We start from the raw sequence: 15157 nt of genomic DNA on the forward strand, positions 1-15157 counted from the left end.
GCGTCGCGGGCACCGGCACCCCGGGGACCGACTCGGCCTCCCCGACGACAACGGCCCACGGCTCGACGGACGCCGACGCCCCGAGCAACGACTCCGCGGCCCGGACAGCACCGGCCCGCGGCGTCGCGGGCACCGGCAACCCGGGGACCGACTCGGCCTCCCCGACGACACCGGCCCACGCACTCGCCGACCTCGGTGATCCGGGGACCGAATGGTCCCCCCGTACCCCGGCGGCCCACGGCCCCGCGGGCGCACGGGCCACCGGCGGTGGCCCCTGGTCGATTCCGGGAGAGCACCGCGGGGCGACGGTCCGCGGTCTTCCGGCCACCGGGGTCGCCGCGCAGAACCGTTCGTTGCCGGTTTCCGGGGTGCGGGCCGGTGGGGTGAACATTCCCTACGGCGGAGCCGAGTACTCGGGAGACGCCTGGGCCTGGGTCCGGGCCGGAGACCGCGTGACGTTGATGCTGGCGGACGGGCTGGGACACGGGCCGGAGGCCGCGCGGGCCTCGTCCGCCGCGGTCACGGCGCTGCACCGCTGGGCCCACCTCTCCCCCGCCGAGTCGCTGCGGCGGCTGCACGAGGCCCTGCGGGACACGCGGGGCGCGGCCGTCGCCCTGGCCCAGCTCGACCTGACGGCCGGGCGGCTGCGGTTCGCCGGCATCGGCAACGTCGGGGCCCGGCTGCGCACCGACGGCACCTGGCACCCGCTGCTGTCGCGGCCCGGCATAGTCGGAGTCCACCGGCCGGGCACCCTCCGCGAGGAGGAGGCCGACTGGGTGGGCGACCCGATACTCATCCTGCACACCGACGGCCTGCCCAGCCGCTGGACGCCGCCGTCCGACCCCGGTCTGCCCGCCACCGACCCGGCCGTGACGGCCGCCGTGACGATACGTGACGCCAGCAGTCCCGCCCGACCGGTGCGGGACGACACCGCCGTGGCCGTGCTGACCTCGAACCCGCCGGAACGCCCATGATGCGCACTTGGCAGATCACCACCGTCACCGACGCGGCCCGCGCCCGCATCTCGCTCGCGCGCCTGGCCGCCGCGTACGGTGTGCCCACCGTCGAACGGACCCGGCTCGCCGCCGACCTCAGCGCCCACCTGCGGCAGTGCCTCACCAAGGGCGGTACCTGGCGGCTCACCATGGACCTGGCGGGCTCCCCCGCCGAGGAGGGCCTGCTGCACGTCGTGGTGACTCCGTCTCCGGAGGCGTGCGCCGCCGGCGAGCCGCTCTGGGAAGTCACGGTCACCTGTCCCGAGTCGGCCGAGGCCACCGAGGACGGCACCGTCCCCGACGACCCGGCCGCCCTGTCGGAGGCCCTGCTCGGCGCCGACGAGGACACGGCCGTGGTGCTGGACAAGCTCACCGAGCAGGAGGACCTGGTCGCCTTCCACCGCGAGGAGCTGCACCAGACCAACCAGGGCGTCCTGGCACTGCACGCCGAGCTGGACGCGGCCGGGCGGGCCCAGCGCGAGGCCTTCGCCGCAGAGCGCAGCGCCCGCAACGAGGCGGAGAGCGCCCGGCGCAGACTGACGTTCCTCGCGGACGCGAGCGCGGTGCTGACGGCGTCGCTCAACCACGAGGAGATCGTGCGCCGGCTGCCGGATCTGCTGGTGCCGGAGTACGCGAGCAGCGTCGACGTCTGGCTGTTCGAGCACGAGGACGACAAGGGCCAGCCGACGTCGCACCCGGCCGCCGCCGTGGTCGCGGCCCGTACCGGGCGGCCCCAGTACGCCGCCGATCATCCCGGTGGCCTGCCCGGTGTGGACGACCACCCGCCGTCGACGCTCGACCCCGGGCGGCCGCTGCTGTGCGTTCCGCTGCCGACGCGGCGGGCTCCGCTGGGCGTCCTGACGCTCTCGCCGCCCGGCGAACGCTGGGACCCTGACGACGCGGTGATGCTGATCGAGCTCACCCGGCGGGCCAGCATCGCGATCGACAACGCCCGGCGCTTCGAGCACAACCGCGACATCGCCGAGACGCTGCAGCGCGCCCTGCTGACGGATCTGCCGGCCACGCCGGGCCTGAGCCTGGCGGCGCGGTATCTTCCGGCCACCCACGGGCTGAACATCGGCGGCGACTGGTACGACGCGTTCCCGCAGCGGGACGGCGGTCTCATCACCGTCATCGGCGACGTGACCGGACACGGTCTGCACGCGGCGGTCATGATGAGCCAGCTGCGCACCGCGCTGCGGGCGTACGCCGTCGACGGCGACAGCCCGGGCCGGCTGCTGACCCGGCTGCACCGGTTCCTGCACCATCTCCAGCCGGATCTGTACGCCACCGCCGTCATCGCCCGGTTCCACCCGGACGAGCCCACGCTGACCTGGGCCGCCGCGGGGCATCCGCCGCCTGTGCTGCGCCTGCCCGACGGCACCGTGCGCACCCTCGACGCCAAACCCGGTGCGATGCTCGGCATCCCGCTCACCCAGGAGATCGCCGACCACACGGAGGATCTGGAGCCCGGCTCCACCCTCGCGCTGTACACGGACGGGCTGGTGGAGCGGCGTGCCCAGGGGATAGACCCCGGGATCGAGCGGCTGGCCACGGCCCTCGCCGGATTCCGGTCCGCGGAACTGGACGCGGACCTGGAGGATTCCGCGGACCGGCTGCTGCATCCGCTGCTGAGCGATTCCGAGCGGGACGACGACGTGTGTCTGTTGCTGTGTCACGTCCAGGGTGGCGCGGACTCCTGACGGCGGGTCGGCCGTCCGGGTGTGCACGCGTTCTTCACTCCCGCCTGGTGCTTTTCGGCCACGGTGCGGGCATGGTGGTGATCGACGCGTTCGTCTGCCCGCCGCGTCCGGCTGGCGCGCCGGCCGGAGACACGGTGGGATCGAAAGGGTGCGAACCAGCGATCCATGGGCAGTCGGAAGGCGTTCGAGGCAGACCGCCTGGAGCCGCAGAAAGGGATGAACACCGTGACACGACCCAGGATCCTGGTGGTTGGCGCAGGCTTCGCCGGTGTGGAGTGCGTCCGCCGTCTGGAACGGAAACTCTCCCCGGACGAGGCGGACGTCACGCTGGTGACGCCGTTCGCCTACCAGCTCTACCTGCCGCTGCTCCCCCAGGTCGCCTCCGGCGTGCTGACGCCGCAGTCGATCGCCGTCTCCCTGCGCCGCAGCAAGAAGTACCGCACGCGCATCATTCCGGGCGGCGCCATCGGCGTGGACCTGAAGTCCAAGGTGTGTGTCATCCGGACCATCACCGACGAGATCGTCAACGAGCCGTACGACTACATCGTGCTGGCGCCCGGCAGCATCACCCGGACCTTCGACATCCCGGGGCTGACGGACCACGCGTTCGGGATGAAGACGCTCGCGGAGGCGGCGTACATCCGTGACCACGTCATCTCGCAGCTGGACCTGGCCGACGCGAGCCAGGACCCGGTGGAGCGGGCCTCGCGGCTGCAGTTCGTGGTGGTAGGCGGCGGTTACGCGGGCACCGAAACGGCGGCGTGCCTGCAGCGGCTGACGCACGCCGCGGTCAAGCGCTATCCGCGGCTGGACCCGAGTCTGATCAAGTGGCATCTGATCGACATCGCGCCGAAGCTGATGCCGGAGCTGGGCGACAAGCTCGGCAGCAGCGCGCAGGACATCCTGCGCCGGCGGGGCATCGAGATCTCCCTGGGCACCTCCATCGCCAAGGCCGGTCCCGAGGAGGTCACCTTCACCGATGGACGGGTGATCCCGACCCGCACGCTCATCTGGACCGCCGGAGTCGTCGCCAGCCCGCTCATCGCCACGCTCGGCGCGGAGACCGTCAAGGGCCGTCTCGCGGTGGCCCCGGAGATGAACCTGCCGGGCGACGACGGGGTGTTCGCGCTCGGCGACTCGGCCGCCGTGCCCGACCTGGCCAAGGGGGACGGGGCCATGTGCCCGCCCACCGCGCAGCACGCCCTGCGGCAGGGCAAGCACGTCGCCGACAACGTCATCGCGTCACTGCGCGGCCAGGCGATGAAGCCGTACGTGCACAAGGACCTCGGGCTCGTCGTCGACCTCGGCGGCACCGACGCGGTCTCCAAGCCGCTGGGCATCGAACTGCGCGGGCTGCCCGCCCAGGCCGTGGCCCGCGGCTACCACTGGTCGGCGCTGCGCACCAACGTGGCCAAGACGCGGGTGATGACGAACTGGCTGCTCAACGCGGTCGCCGGTGACGACTTCGTGCGGACGGGGTTCCAGGCCCGCAAGGCGGCGCGGCTGAAGGACTTCGAATACACGGACGCCTATCTGACGCCGGAGCAGGTGCGGGCGCAGGTCGAGGGGGCCGGCGGACCTGAGTAGGACCGGCCCGGACGGGACCTCCCGCTCGCGGCATGTCATGCTGAGATACGGATCTTGGTGTGAGTGGTGAGCAGGGAGAGAGTGCGGCGGCGTGAGGGCAGCGGGACGCGCGGTGCGGGCACGACTCCGGGACCGGATCGCAGCGTCCGACCCCGGCCTGCTGCGTCTGACGGCCGGGTTGCGCACGGTCGGCGCGATCGCCCTCACCGTGGCCGTGCTGTCCCTGTTGCAGGCCGATGTGCACCTTCTGGTGGCGGGGGCCATGGCGGCGATGGTCGCCACCTTCGCCATCCGCGAGAAACAGCTCGGCGCGCAGGCGATGACGCTCGCGCTGGGACTGCCGGTGGCCCTGGCCTCGGTGTCCCTGGGCGCGGTGCTCAACACACGTGTCGTCGTCGGTGACGCCTTCTTCGTCGTCCTGATCTTCTGCGCGGTCTACGGCCGCCGGTTCGGCGACCGGGGCACGGCGCTCGGGCTGATCGGCTTCCAGGTCTACTTCCTGTCCCTGTTCGTCGGCGCCACCGTCGCCAAGCTGCCCGCGCTGTGCGGTGCCATGGCTCTGGCGTTCTGCTGCAGTGCCCTGATGCGCTTCGCGGTCGTGCCCGCGACGCCCACGGGTGTGCTGCTGAGGATGCGGCTGGCCTTCCGTGCGCGGCTGGCCCAGCTGGTGTCCGCGCAGCTCGAACTCCTCGACGCCCCCGCGGACGAGATGGACAAGGCGCTTCAGGCCGTGCGCGACGGCACCGCGCGGCTCCACGAGACGGCGATGATGATCCAGGACCGGCTGGAGGAGGGCACTCCGGACGAGTCTGCGGCGCGGCTGGTGCAGCGCAGGATCGCGGACGCCGAGATCGCCGCGGAGCGGCTCGGTCTGCTGCTGCTGACCGCCCGCACCGCCGAACGGGCCGACACGCTGACGCTGCACCTGCCGGGCGCGCCCGCCCCGTCGGTCGCCGGGCCGGAGATGCCGGACGAGGCGGGCGCCACGCTGCGCCGCGATCTGCGGGCGCTGCACGCCTTGGTGCTGCGGGCCGGCAGCGGCGACACGGGCACCGGCCTGGCCCATGTGCGCAATCGGCTCCTCGGCTACCGGGACGAGGAGAACCTGCCGCCCGCCTCGGCCGCCGTCCAGGACGTCTTCCGCGGCATCGGAGAGTCGGCCCGCGCGGTGCTCGGGTTGCGGATCGCCCTGGACGGTCCGCAGGACGAGTCGGACGACACTCCCGCCACGGCCCGCTCCCGGGAGGAACTGGACGCCGAGGACGCCGCGATCGACGGCGGCGGCGAGGAGGCGGCGCAGGAGGAGCAGACGGGGCTGCGACGGCCCACCACGCGCGCGGCCGTGCAGGTCGCCGTCGGGTCCGCGCTGGCCATCGTGGGCGGCGAGCTGCTGTCGACGCAGCGCTGGTACTGGGCGGTACTGACGTGCTGGATCGTCTTCCTCAACACCGCTTCCACGGGCGAGATCCTGGTCAAGGGGTACCGGCGGCTGCTGGGCACGGTGTTCGGCGTGGTGGCCGGGATCGTCCTGGCGGGGCTGGTCGGCAACCACACCTGGACGGCGTTCGCCCTGGTCCTGGTGCTGATCTTCGCGATGTTCTACTCGGCGCCCTTGTCGTACACGCTGATGTCGTTCTTCGTCACCGCGATGCTGGGGTTGCTCTACACGCTGCTGCACACCTACAGCCTCGATGTGCTCGTGCTGCGCATCGAGGAGACGGCTCTCGGCGCGGCCTGCGGAGTGGTCGCGGCGGCGCTGGTCCTGCCGGTGCAGACGGACCGCCGTACGAACGAGCTGCTGGGCACCGTGCTGGAGCGGCTGGCCGAGGTCACCGAGGCCGCGGTCGGCCAGCTCAGCGGCGGCCCCACGGACGAGCTCCTGGACAAGGCACGCGATCTGGACCAGGCACTGGCCGATCTGCGGGCCGCGACCCAGCCGCTCATCCACCCGGTCACACCCCTGCGAACCCGACGGAACACGGCCCGCTACGTGGTGGCGCTGCTGGAGACCTGCGCGTACCACGCGCGGACACTGGCGGCGACCGCCGAACTGCTGCCCACACATCCCTCGATCGCGGCGGACCCGCGACTGCGCGGGGCCGCCGGGCGCACGGTGCGCAACATCGAGTCGATCGCGGCCCGGGTCGCCGACGAGCACGCGGGCGCGCAGGTCGAGACCGGGCCGAGCATCGCCTCCCTGCTGGGATCCGACGCCGGCACGCCGCGCTACGGCCGCATCACCGATCGCGTGCTGCGGCATCTGGAGCGGCTGGACGAGGCCGTGGTGGGCCTCGCCCGGCCGCTGGACGTGCCGGTGGCGGCGCCCAAGGGGTGAGAGCCCCGTGCGCGCTCTGGCGACCGGCGCGAAGGGCTTCGGCTACAAGGGCTCGTCCTTCCACCGCGTCATCCCGGAGTTCATGCTCCAGGGCGGCGACTTCACCCGCGGTCACGGCACAGGCGGCAGAGGTGAGAGCCCCCATGGGGTGAGAGCCCTCCGAGGTGGAACGGGGAGCCGCCGCCGGTCAGAAGTCCGTGGGCAGCCCGCTCACCTCGGCGATGCCCCGCAGCTCCTCGGTCTGCTTGTGCCGGTCCCGGATGTAGTCGGCTATCTCGCCGAGGCGGATCGGGTCGGACGCGGTGGTGGCGTCCGTGACGATCCTGACCGGGCCGGTGTCGTCGACGTGGAGTTCGACCACTTCGTTGTCCAGGCGGCCGGTGACGGCGGTGGCGATGACGAGCGCCACCTCGTCACGGACCTCCTGGGGCAGTTCGTCGTCGCTCCCGGAGTCGAGCGCGAAGTCGAGGCTGGACAGGCGTTCCTCTTCGATCGCCTCGAGGACCGGTTCCACCGCGCGCATCAGAAGGCGGTAGTCCTCCGTGTCCATCCGGATGCGCAGGAGGTCCAGGTACATGTCCACGGGCCGGCCGTCGCCATGCGGAATCTCGGAATCGCTCATTGGCTTCGTGTTCCCCGAAGAACGCGGCTCAGACGCGCCGCCAGCGGGCCATGGCGAAGGAGAACACTCCGAAGAGCACCAGCCCGGCCGCGACGCACACCAGCAGCCAGGGGCCGAGCGGAGTGTCGGAGAAGGTGCGCAGGGTGTCGTCCAGGCCCTTGGCCTTGTCGGGTCGGTAGTCGATGGCCGCGCGGACGGCGAAGACACCGGCCACCGCGAACACCAGTCCTCGGGCCGCGCCGCCGGCCACGCCCGTGACGTCCACCAGCTGCCGCGTCCGGTGGCTCATCTGACCCAGCCGGAGCTTGTCGTGGAACTTGCGCAGCACTGCGCGTACGGCGATCCAGCCGCCGGCCACGACGATGCCGATCCCCGCGGCGCCGACCAGCCACTGACCACCGGGTATCTCCAGAGCCCTGGCCGTGGCGTCCCGGGACTGCTGGTCGCTGGATCCGCCGCTCTGGTGGCGGCTGACCGCGAAGGTCAGCACCGAGTAGGCGACGCAGACGTAGAACGCGAAGCGGACCGTCGCCATCAGCCGCTTGCGTGCGCTGCGGCCGTCCTTGCCGATCGAGCCGAAGAGGGCTTCGGACAGCCGCCACAGGGCCATGCCGACGAGCCCGATGCCCAGCGCCCACAGCAGCACCGCGCCGAACGGCTTCTGCGCCAGTTCCTGCAGGGCTCCCCCGCGGTCGGCCTGACGGCCGGTGTCGCCGAAGGCGATCTGCAGGGCCAGAGCTCCGACGAGCAGATAGATCACGCCCCGGGCGGCGAAACCCGCCCGTGCCGCCCCCTCGGTCACCGAACCCCGCGCCATCCGCCGGGCCCGCATCCGACCGCCCTGTGCCATCGCACTCGTGTTCATGTCGACCTCCCGGAGTGCGGATGCCCCGGGTCGGCGTTCACACACCCTGCACAACCCCCGGACCAGGGGATTCCGGTCGTGTCGCCGGGTGCTGCCGCCCCGGCGACACGGCGGCGCCGCTCCCGTCACGGGCTCAGGACCGGCGCAGTCTCGTTCCGCGAGTGGCGCGGCCGAGGGCGTGCAGGTGCTCCAGGGCGTCCTGGACCACCGTGCGGTCGTGCCAGGCGAGCCAGCGGCCCGCCTGGCCGCCGACGGTGTCCAGCGCCTTGGTCTGGGCTGTCGTCAGTCCGTTCAGGGGCCGGTCCAGGTGGGCCGAGACCATGCCGACGCACAGCCCGGACGCGGTCGTCAGGGGCACGCTGTGGCACGCTCTGCTGCCCGCCGCGAGGATGGCCCGGCGGGCCGGTTCGGAGAACACCGGGTCGCTCTCCACGTCGCGGACGGTGACCTGGGCGACGTCCCGGGCGGCCTGGGCGCAGGAGGTGCCGTCCTCACCGACATGGGCGAAGAAGTCGACGAATTCGGCCGTGAGGCCGGTGTGCTGCTCGATGCGCAGACCACCCCGCACCGGGTCGGGGAGCTGCACGTTGCCCATGTCGGTCCCGGTCACCACAAGGGTGGAACGCAGCACTGCCTTCAGGACGGCGCTCCGGCTGCCGGAACCGGACCGGTGCGCCTGCGTGAACGTCAGGTGCGGTTCCGCCTCGCGGAGCCGCCGCGGGAACCACAGGGCGTCCAAGTCGTCGGGCCGCGGTGTGGTCACCAAGACGCCCGCCAGCGTGCGCAGCTTGAGGTTGTACCGCTGGGACGCCCGCTGCATCAGGGCGAAGGCGCTCTCCCCGTCCGGCAGCGCGTACCGCTCCTGGAGAATGCCTTGCGCCTGTGAGATGAGCGGACGCACGCGGGCGCGCGCCCGCAGGTCGCGCACCTCGGCGCGCAGGCGCTCAAGCTCGCCGTCGTCGGCTTCGGCTGCCGCCTCATGCCCCGCTGTGGACATGGAACTCCCGGAGTGTCGGTGTCTGTCATGGCGCGAACGGGCCCGGCCGCGGCGTGCGCCGTCGGCCGGGCCCTCGTTCGGCATCGTCCTCCCCGTCGCTCAGTGGCACACGGGGATCAGGCGGGCTCCGTGACCGGCATACGCTGCTCGGCCATCGGCGCGGCGGGTTCGCGAACCGGTGCGGGTGCGGTCGCGAGCCACCGGTGGGCGGCCTCCAGTGCGCGCTCGACGTTCCGTGTGCCGGTGGACACGCACAGCGTGTACGCCAGGTCGCGCGCTCTGGGGTTCGGCTCCGCCGGTCCGCGGGCGGCCTCGGCGGCCACCAGGGCCTCGTACTCGTCGACGAGCCGTCGCAGCACGGCGGGGTGGGGCCTCAGCATGGTCGTATTCGCTCCTCGTGGGTCGGATGGTCAGGCCGTCGTGGAGGGGCCGCCGCTGCCCCGGTTGCCCGTCCGCTGCCCCAGGACCTCGTCGCGCACACGGGCGCAGCTGCGGCTGATGAGGCGGGAGACGTGCATCTGTGAGATGCCGAGGTGGTCGGCGATGCGGCTCTGGGTCATGTCCTCGAAGAAGCGCATGTAGAGGATGGCCCGTTCGCGTTCCGGCAGGCGGCGCAGGCCTTCCTTGGCGGACTCGCGGTCCACGACGACGTCATAGGACGAGTCGGCCGCGCCGAGGGTGTCCGCGAGGCTGTAGCCGTCGTCGTCGGCCGAGAGTTCGGCGTCCAGCGACAGGGTGCTGAAGCTGTCCAGGGCCTCGAGCCCGGCGTTGACCTCTTCCTCGCTGAGGCCGGTGTGCGTGGCGAGATCCGCCACGGAGGGCTCGGGGCTGCCCGGGTTCTGGGTGAGTTCACGGCGTGCCACCCGCACCTTGTTGCGCAGTTCCTGCACACGGCGGGGCACCCGCAGGGCCCACATGCGGTCCCGGAAGTGCCGCTTGACCTCGCCGGTGATGGTGGGGACGGCGTAACTTTCGAAGGCGCCCCGGCTCGGGTCGAACCGGTCGATGGCCTTCACCAGGCCCAGTGCGGCGACCTGCCGGAGATCCTCGATCGACTCTCCGCGGTCGCGGAAGCGGCCGGCGATCCGGTGGGCCATGGGCAGCCACAGGGTGACCAGTTCGTCGCGGACGGCCTCCCGCTCGGGACCCTCCTCCAGCTCCGCCATCCGGGCGAAGAGAGCGGCGGTGTCGGGAGCGTCGTCGTGACGCCGCCGGGAAGCGGGGGTCGTCGTTTCGGGCGTGCCGGGACGATGGGTGGGCGTTTCGATGAGCATGCGGAATCGCTCCTGAACGGTGGTTTCAGGGACTGACCGCGGGAAGGACGCTGCCCGGATCGCCTGGAGGGCCTCCGGGGGCAGCCATACCGCTCCCGCTGGCGCGCCTCCGGTCCGAAGCACGAAATTGCGTCTGCCCTGCACCCGGGGGAACAAACTCCGCTTTGCAGTGCAATCTGTGGGCACCGTTTCACGGGCGTTCAGAACAGGGGCACGACGGCGGTGATGCACTTGCCCCCGGAGGGCAGGTCCGACACCCGGACGTCGCGGGCGAGCCGGCAGACGATGGGCCAGCCGTGGCCGCCGTGCCGCAGCCGTCCGTGCGGGTCGGTGCGTGGCACGGTCACGGGCAGCGTGTCACTGCGGTCGCTGACCGAGACGCGCACGCCGGGGTCGTCGACGTCCACCTGGAAGTCGGTGACGCCCCCGCCGTGCAGGATCGCGTTGGTCGTCAGCTCCGAGGCTACGAGCAGCGCGTCGGACAGGGCGTCGGTGTCGCACCGGGTGTGGGTGGCCCGGCAGCGTTCGGCCACGGCCAGCTCCACCGCCCGGCGCGCCTCGGCGGGCTTGCACGGCCGGGCCCGGTGGGCGCCGGGCGGCTCGCCTACGGGTTCGATCATGTGCTCCTCGCACATTCTGCGGCTCCCTGACAGCATGGACGGAAAATCGGGTCCGGACCGCGTTCCGGGGCGGCCCGCAGGGGCCTGCCCGGGGCCTTCGGTCCCCTTGCTTGCTTCGGCCTGCCGCGGCGTTCGGGGCGCGCATGGCGCGAGCGCCGCGTTCTCACTCTTCGGCTCACCTCTGACCGCACCTGCAAACCTCAGGTCGGGCCCAAGGGCCCGAAAACGCCTCGAACGGCCGGGTGCGGGTGCCATTTCCGTGCGCTGGGCGGGTACGCGGGGTGCATGACCGACGTGGTGGATTCGGACGAGCTGTTGCGGCGCATCCGGCGTGCGAGGGAGTGCGCGGTGCAGGAGGAGCGGACGTGGCGGTCCAGGAGCGAGGAACTGGACGCGACCGACCCGCAGGGGGCCCGGGACGCGGCCGTGCGGCGGATGTCCTACGAGGCGGTGCTGCGGGTGCTGGACGAGATCGTGACGCCGGGCAAACACGCACCGGAGGGCTGACCGGACGGACGCGGGCGGCCGTCCGGGTGAGACCGGATTGCGGGGGCACACGCCGGGAACCCGGTGCGCATGACAGCCGACCACACGCGAGCACCGGTTCTGGAAGCCCTGGACCAGTACCGAAGCAAGGGGCATCTGTCGTTCACACCGCCCGGGCACAAGCAGGCCCGCGGCGCGGATCCGGCGGTGCGGGAGATTCTCGGTGACGCGGTGTTCCACGGGGACGTACTGGCCTCGGGCGGTCTGGACGACCGGCTGACCCGTGGGCGGGTGCTGCAACGCGCGCAGGAGCTGATGGCCGACGCGGTGCATGCCGAGCACACGTTCTTCAGCACGTGCGGCAGCTCCCTGTCGGTGAAGGCCGCGATGCTGTCGGTCGCGGGACCGCACGAGAAGCTGCTGGTCGGTCGTGACGCCCACAAGTCGGCGGTGGCGGGGCTGATCATCTCCGGTATCGAGCCCGTCTGGGTCGAGCCCCGCTGGGACGCCGAGCGGAACCTCGCCCATCCCCCGTCCGCCGAGGAGTTCGACCGGGCCTTCGACGCGCATCCGGACGCGCGCGGCGCCCTGGTCACGAGTCCCACGCCGTACGGCGGCTGCGCGGACCTGCGGGCGATCGCCGACGTGTGTCACCGGCGCTCACGTCCGCTGATCGTCGACGAGGCGTGGGGCGCGCACCTGCCCTTCCATCCCGATCTGCCGTCGTGGGCGATGGACGCGGGCGCGGACATCTGCGTGACCAGCATCCACAAGATGGGCAGCGGTCTGGAGCAGGGTTCGGTCTTCCACCTCCAGGGTGATCTGGTGCCGCCGGAGCTGCTGGGGATGCGCGCGGACCTGCTGGGCACCACCAGCCCGTCGGTGCTGATCTTCGCGGGTCTCGACGGCTGGCGGCGGCAGATGGCCCTGCACGGCAAGGAACTGATGGGCGGTGCGCTGGGCCTCGCGGCCGAGGTCCGGGCCTCCATCGAGGAGATCGACGGCCTGCACGTCAACGACCGGGACGACTTCTGCGGCCCGGGTCTGGCCGACGACCTCGACCCGCTGCCCGGCGTCATCGACCTCACCGGACTCGGGATCACGGGCTTCCAGGCGGCGGACTGGCTGCGCGAGCACCGGCAGATCGACGCGCATCTGGTGGACCACCGCCGTATCGGCGCGCAGATCACCCACGGCGACGACCGGGAGACCACCGGGCAGTTGCTGGAGGCGCTGCGCGACCTGGCGCGGGCGGCGCCGGATCTGCCCAGGGCGCCGCGGGTGGAGGTTCCGTCGCCGGCCGAGCTGCGGATGGAGCAGGCGGTGCTGCCCCGGGACGCGTTCTTCGGTCCGGCCGAGGCCGTGCCGGTGTCCGAGGCGGCCGGGCGGGTCGCGGCCGAGATGATCACGCCGTATCCCCCCGGCATCCCCGCCGTCCTTCCCGGTGAGCGCCTGACGGGGCCGGTGCTGGCGTACTTGCGGACAGGGCTGGACGCGGGCATGCACCTGCCCGACCCCGAGGACCCGAAGCTGGAGACGGTGCGGGTGCTCGCGCGGTGACCCGGGCGTGAAACGGGTCACGCAACCCGGTCTTCGGGGCGCGCCAGCCCCTCCAATGGTTTACGGTTCATATATACGTGGTGACGGGGTCGACTCATGGTCCTCCGTGCACCACCGCGTACGGCCCTGGCTGGTCCCCCCGTCCAGCCAGGGCTTCTTCATGCCCGGGCGACCTGCGGAAAGAAGTCGCGTACGCCGGGGTGCCCCAGGCACCGGCAGCGGCTGAAATGGGCTTAGGGACAGCACCGCAGTCGACCGCCCGGCGAGGAGCTCCGCGTCATGACCAAAGCGATCAAACTCCTGACCGCCCTGCCTCCGCCCCAGCGGCAGCGCCTGATGACGCTCGCCCGGGAGGTGTCCTTCCCCGAGGACACCCGGATCTTCGAGGCGGACGGCACGGCCGACCGCTTCTGGGTCATCCGCTCCGGCGCCGTCTCCCTGGACCAGCAGGTCAATTCCCTGCGGCGGGTGACCGTGGCGAGCCTCGGCGCGGGCGACCTGCTCGGCTGGTCCTGGCTGTTCCCGCCGTACACCTGGGACTTCGGCGCGGTGGCGTTCAGCCCGGTGCGGGCCTACGAGTTCGACGCACAGGCGGTGCTGGAACTGTGCCAGGAGGACCCGGAACTCGGGATGATGCTGGTCCGCAACGTCGCCGAGGTGCTCGCCCACCGACTGGAGATGACCCGGGGCAAGCTGATGGAGCAGTACACGCTGCACCGGCGCGGAGCCCTGTGAGCCGTGTGAGACCTCGGGTCCGGTAGCGGCTGAGACCTAGACCCGGTAGCGGCGCAGCGCCGGCACGGCGGTGGCCAGCACCAGCATCACCGCGACGACCAGCAGTCCGCCGCCCGCGACGGCGGTGCGGGGGCCGAAGGCGGAGCCCGCGGTGCCGTGCAGCACGTCGGCCAGGCGCGGCCCGCCCGCCACGACGACCGTGAAGACGCCCTGCATGCGCCCGCGCATCTCGTCGGTGGCGGCGGACAGCAGGATCGCCCCGCGGAAGACCATGGAGACCATGTCGGCCACCCCGGCCAGGGCGAGGAAGGCCACCGCGACCCAGAGGTTGCCGCTCAGTCCGAAGCCCGTGATGGCCACACCCCAGGCGACCACCGCCCCGATGACCATCAGTCCGTGCCGCCGGGCCCGGGAGAAGGTGCCGGAGAACAGCCCGCCCAGGACGGCGCCGACAGGGATCGCCGCGAACAGCAGGCCCAGCGCGAGCCCTTCGCCGTACGGGGCGTAGGTCTGGGAGGCGAGTTGCGGGAACAGGGCGCGGGGCATGCCGAGGACCATGGCGACGATGTCGGCGAGGAAGGACAGCAGCAGCACGGTGTGGCCGGAGATGTAGCGGAAACCCGCGGCGATCTCCTTCACGCCCGCGCGTCGCACCGCCGTGCCGGCCAGGGGCGGCAGCGAGGGCAGCCGGTACACCGCCCACACCGTCACGCACAGCGCCAGCGCGTCGATGAGGTACAGCTCGGGCAGGCCGATGACGGGGATGAGGGCACCGGCCAGCAGCGGGCCGGCCACCTGGCCGGTCTGCATCACGGTCGAGCCGAGGGCGTTCGCGGCGGGCAGCTCGTCCTCGGGGACCAGCCGGGCGATGGAGGCGTTGCGGGCCGGTGCGTTCAGGCCCCAGAAAGCCTGCTGCACAGCGAGCAGCAGCATCAACGTGGCCACCGACGCCAGGCCGGCGAAGGCCTGGAGCCAGAACAGCAGGGACGTGACGGCGATGCCGCTGTTGGTGATCAGCAGCAGCTTGCGCCGGTCCATGGCGTCGGCGATCGCCCCGCCCCACAGCGCGAACACGATCAGCGGCACGAGGCCGGCCAGGCTCGCGGCACCCACCCAGGCCGAGGAGCCCGTGATGTCGTAGATCTGCTTGGGAACGGCGACGGCGGTGAGCTGGCTGCCGACGGCCGTGACGGCGGTCGAGCCCCACAGCCGCCGGTAGGCGGGGCGGCGCAGGGGTCGGGTGTCCATCGCCCAGCGCCGCCGGGGCGCCGCCGGTTCGTGTTCCCGCTCTTGTCCTGTGTTCTCGCTCGTGTCCACGCGCCGCTTCCTGGATGCTCTCTACATCTTTCCGGGCGAGGGTCACTATCTCACCGGCCCG

Annotated in this window: 13 protein-coding genes and 2 pseudogenes; 8 read left to right on the top strand and 7 right to left on the bottom strand. The window is 72.3% G+C overall.

Annotated elements, in window-relative coordinates:
* Positions 1 to 278: 278 nt before the first annotated feature.
* The 5 genes and pseudogenes from ACZ7EG_RS34445 to ACZ7EG_RS34465 all read left to right on the top strand — a co-directional run.
* A pseudogene (locus ACZ7EG_RS34445) lies at positions 279 to 974 on the top strand (SpoIIE family protein phosphatase); the annotation flags it as partial.
* Positions 971 to 2698 (top strand): PP2C family protein-serine/threonine phosphatase, encoded by a 1728-nt coding sequence (locus ACZ7EG_RS34450; protein WP_471087862.1) that lies wholly within the window; start codon positions 971 to 973, stop codon positions 2696 to 2698. The pseudogene ACZ7EG_RS34445 and the gene ACZ7EG_RS34450, both read left to right, overlap by 4 nt.
* A gap of 216 nt (positions 2699 to 2914) precedes the next feature.
* Entirely contained in the window at positions 2915 to 4285 is a 1371-nt protein-coding gene (locus ACZ7EG_RS34455) for an NAD(P)/FAD-dependent oxidoreductase (protein ID WP_471087865.1), read from the top strand.
* Between the two features lie 91 nt (positions 4286 to 4376).
* Positions 4377 to 6620 (top strand): FUSC family protein, encoded by a 2244-nt coding sequence (locus ACZ7EG_RS34460; RefSeq protein WP_471087868.1) that lies wholly within the window; start codon positions 4377 to 4379, stop codon positions 6618 to 6620.
* Positions 6621 to 6627: 7 nt separating this feature from the next.
* A pseudogene (locus tag ACZ7EG_RS34465) lies at positions 6628 to 6750 on the top strand (peptidylprolyl isomerase); the annotation flags it as partial.
* A 57-nt stretch (positions 6751 to 6807) separates the two neighbouring features.
* Here ACZ7EG_RS34465 and ACZ7EG_RS34470 read toward each other — a convergent pair.
* The 6 genes from ACZ7EG_RS34470 to ACZ7EG_RS34495 all read right to left on the bottom strand — a co-directional run bounded on the left by ACZ7EG_RS34470 (position 6808) and on the right by ACZ7EG_RS34495 (position 11013).
* Positions 6808 to 7242, bottom strand: coding sequence for a hypothetical protein (locus ACZ7EG_RS34470; RefSeq protein WP_344459449.1), 435 nt, complete (start codon positions 7240 to 7242; stop codon positions 6808 to 6810).
* Positions 7243 to 7270: 28 nt separating this feature from the next.
* Positions 7271 to 8107 (bottom strand): DUF1206 domain-containing protein, encoded by an 837-nt coding sequence (locus ACZ7EG_RS34475; RefSeq protein ID WP_471087871.1) that lies wholly within the window; start codon positions 8105 to 8107, stop codon positions 7271 to 7273.
* Positions 8108 to 8240: 133 nt separating this feature from the next.
* A complete protein-coding gene (locus ACZ7EG_RS34480) occupies positions 8241 to 9104 on the bottom strand; it encodes an ANTAR domain-containing protein (RefSeq protein ID WP_471087874.1) in 864 nt (287 codons plus the stop codon).
* Between the two features lie 116 nt (positions 9105 to 9220).
* A complete protein-coding gene (locus ACZ7EG_RS34485; protein ID WP_471087877.1) occupies positions 9221 to 9484 on the bottom strand; it encodes a DUF5133 domain-containing protein in 264 nt (87 codons plus the stop codon).
* Between the two features lie 30 nt (positions 9485 to 9514).
* Positions 9515 to 10378, bottom strand: a complete 864-nt coding sequence (locus ACZ7EG_RS34490; protein WP_402702956.1) for an RNA polymerase sigma factor SigF — start codon at positions 10376 to 10378, stop codon at positions 9515 to 9517.
* Between the two features lie 200 nt (positions 10379 to 10578).
* On the bottom strand, positions 10579 to 11013 hold the full coding sequence (locus ACZ7EG_RS34495) for an ATP-binding protein (RefSeq protein WP_471087880.1): 435 nt from the start codon (positions 11011 to 11013) through the stop codon (positions 10579 to 10581).
* 270 nt (positions 11014 to 11283) lie between these two features.
* On the opposite strand from ACZ7EG_RS34495, the gene ACZ7EG_RS34500 reads away from it, so the two are divergent.
* The 3 genes from ACZ7EG_RS34500 to ACZ7EG_RS34510 all read left to right on the top strand — a co-directional run bounded on the left by ACZ7EG_RS34500 (position 11284) and on the right by ACZ7EG_RS34510 (position 13779).
* Entirely contained in the window at positions 11284 to 11505 is a 222-nt protein-coding gene (locus ACZ7EG_RS34500; protein WP_351641105.1) for a hypothetical protein, read from the top strand.
* Between the two features lie 69 nt (positions 11506 to 11574).
* The gene (locus ACZ7EG_RS34505; protein WP_471087883.1) at positions 11575 to 13044 is read left to right on the top strand and encodes an aminotransferase class I/II-fold pyridoxal phosphate-dependent enzyme; all 1470 of its coding nucleotides are present in this window, start codon (positions 11575 to 11577) and stop codon (positions 13042 to 13044) included.
* 279 nt (positions 13045 to 13323) lie between these two features.
* Complete coding sequence (locus ACZ7EG_RS34510; RefSeq protein ID WP_471087886.1) at positions 13324 to 13779, top strand: cyclic nucleotide-binding domain-containing protein; 456 nt, start codon at positions 13324 to 13326, stop codon at positions 13777 to 13779.
* A gap of 36 nt (positions 13780 to 13815) precedes the next feature.
* Here the strand turns inward: ACZ7EG_RS34510 and ACZ7EG_RS34515 are convergent, their stop codons facing one another.
* Entirely contained in the window at positions 13816 to 15096 is a 1281-nt protein-coding gene (locus ACZ7EG_RS34515; protein WP_471087889.1) for an MFS transporter, read from the bottom strand.
* Between the last annotated feature and the right edge of the window lie 61 nt (positions 15097 to 15157).

The sequence above is a fragment of the Streptomyces sp. NPDC037100 genome, assembly GCF_055606225.1.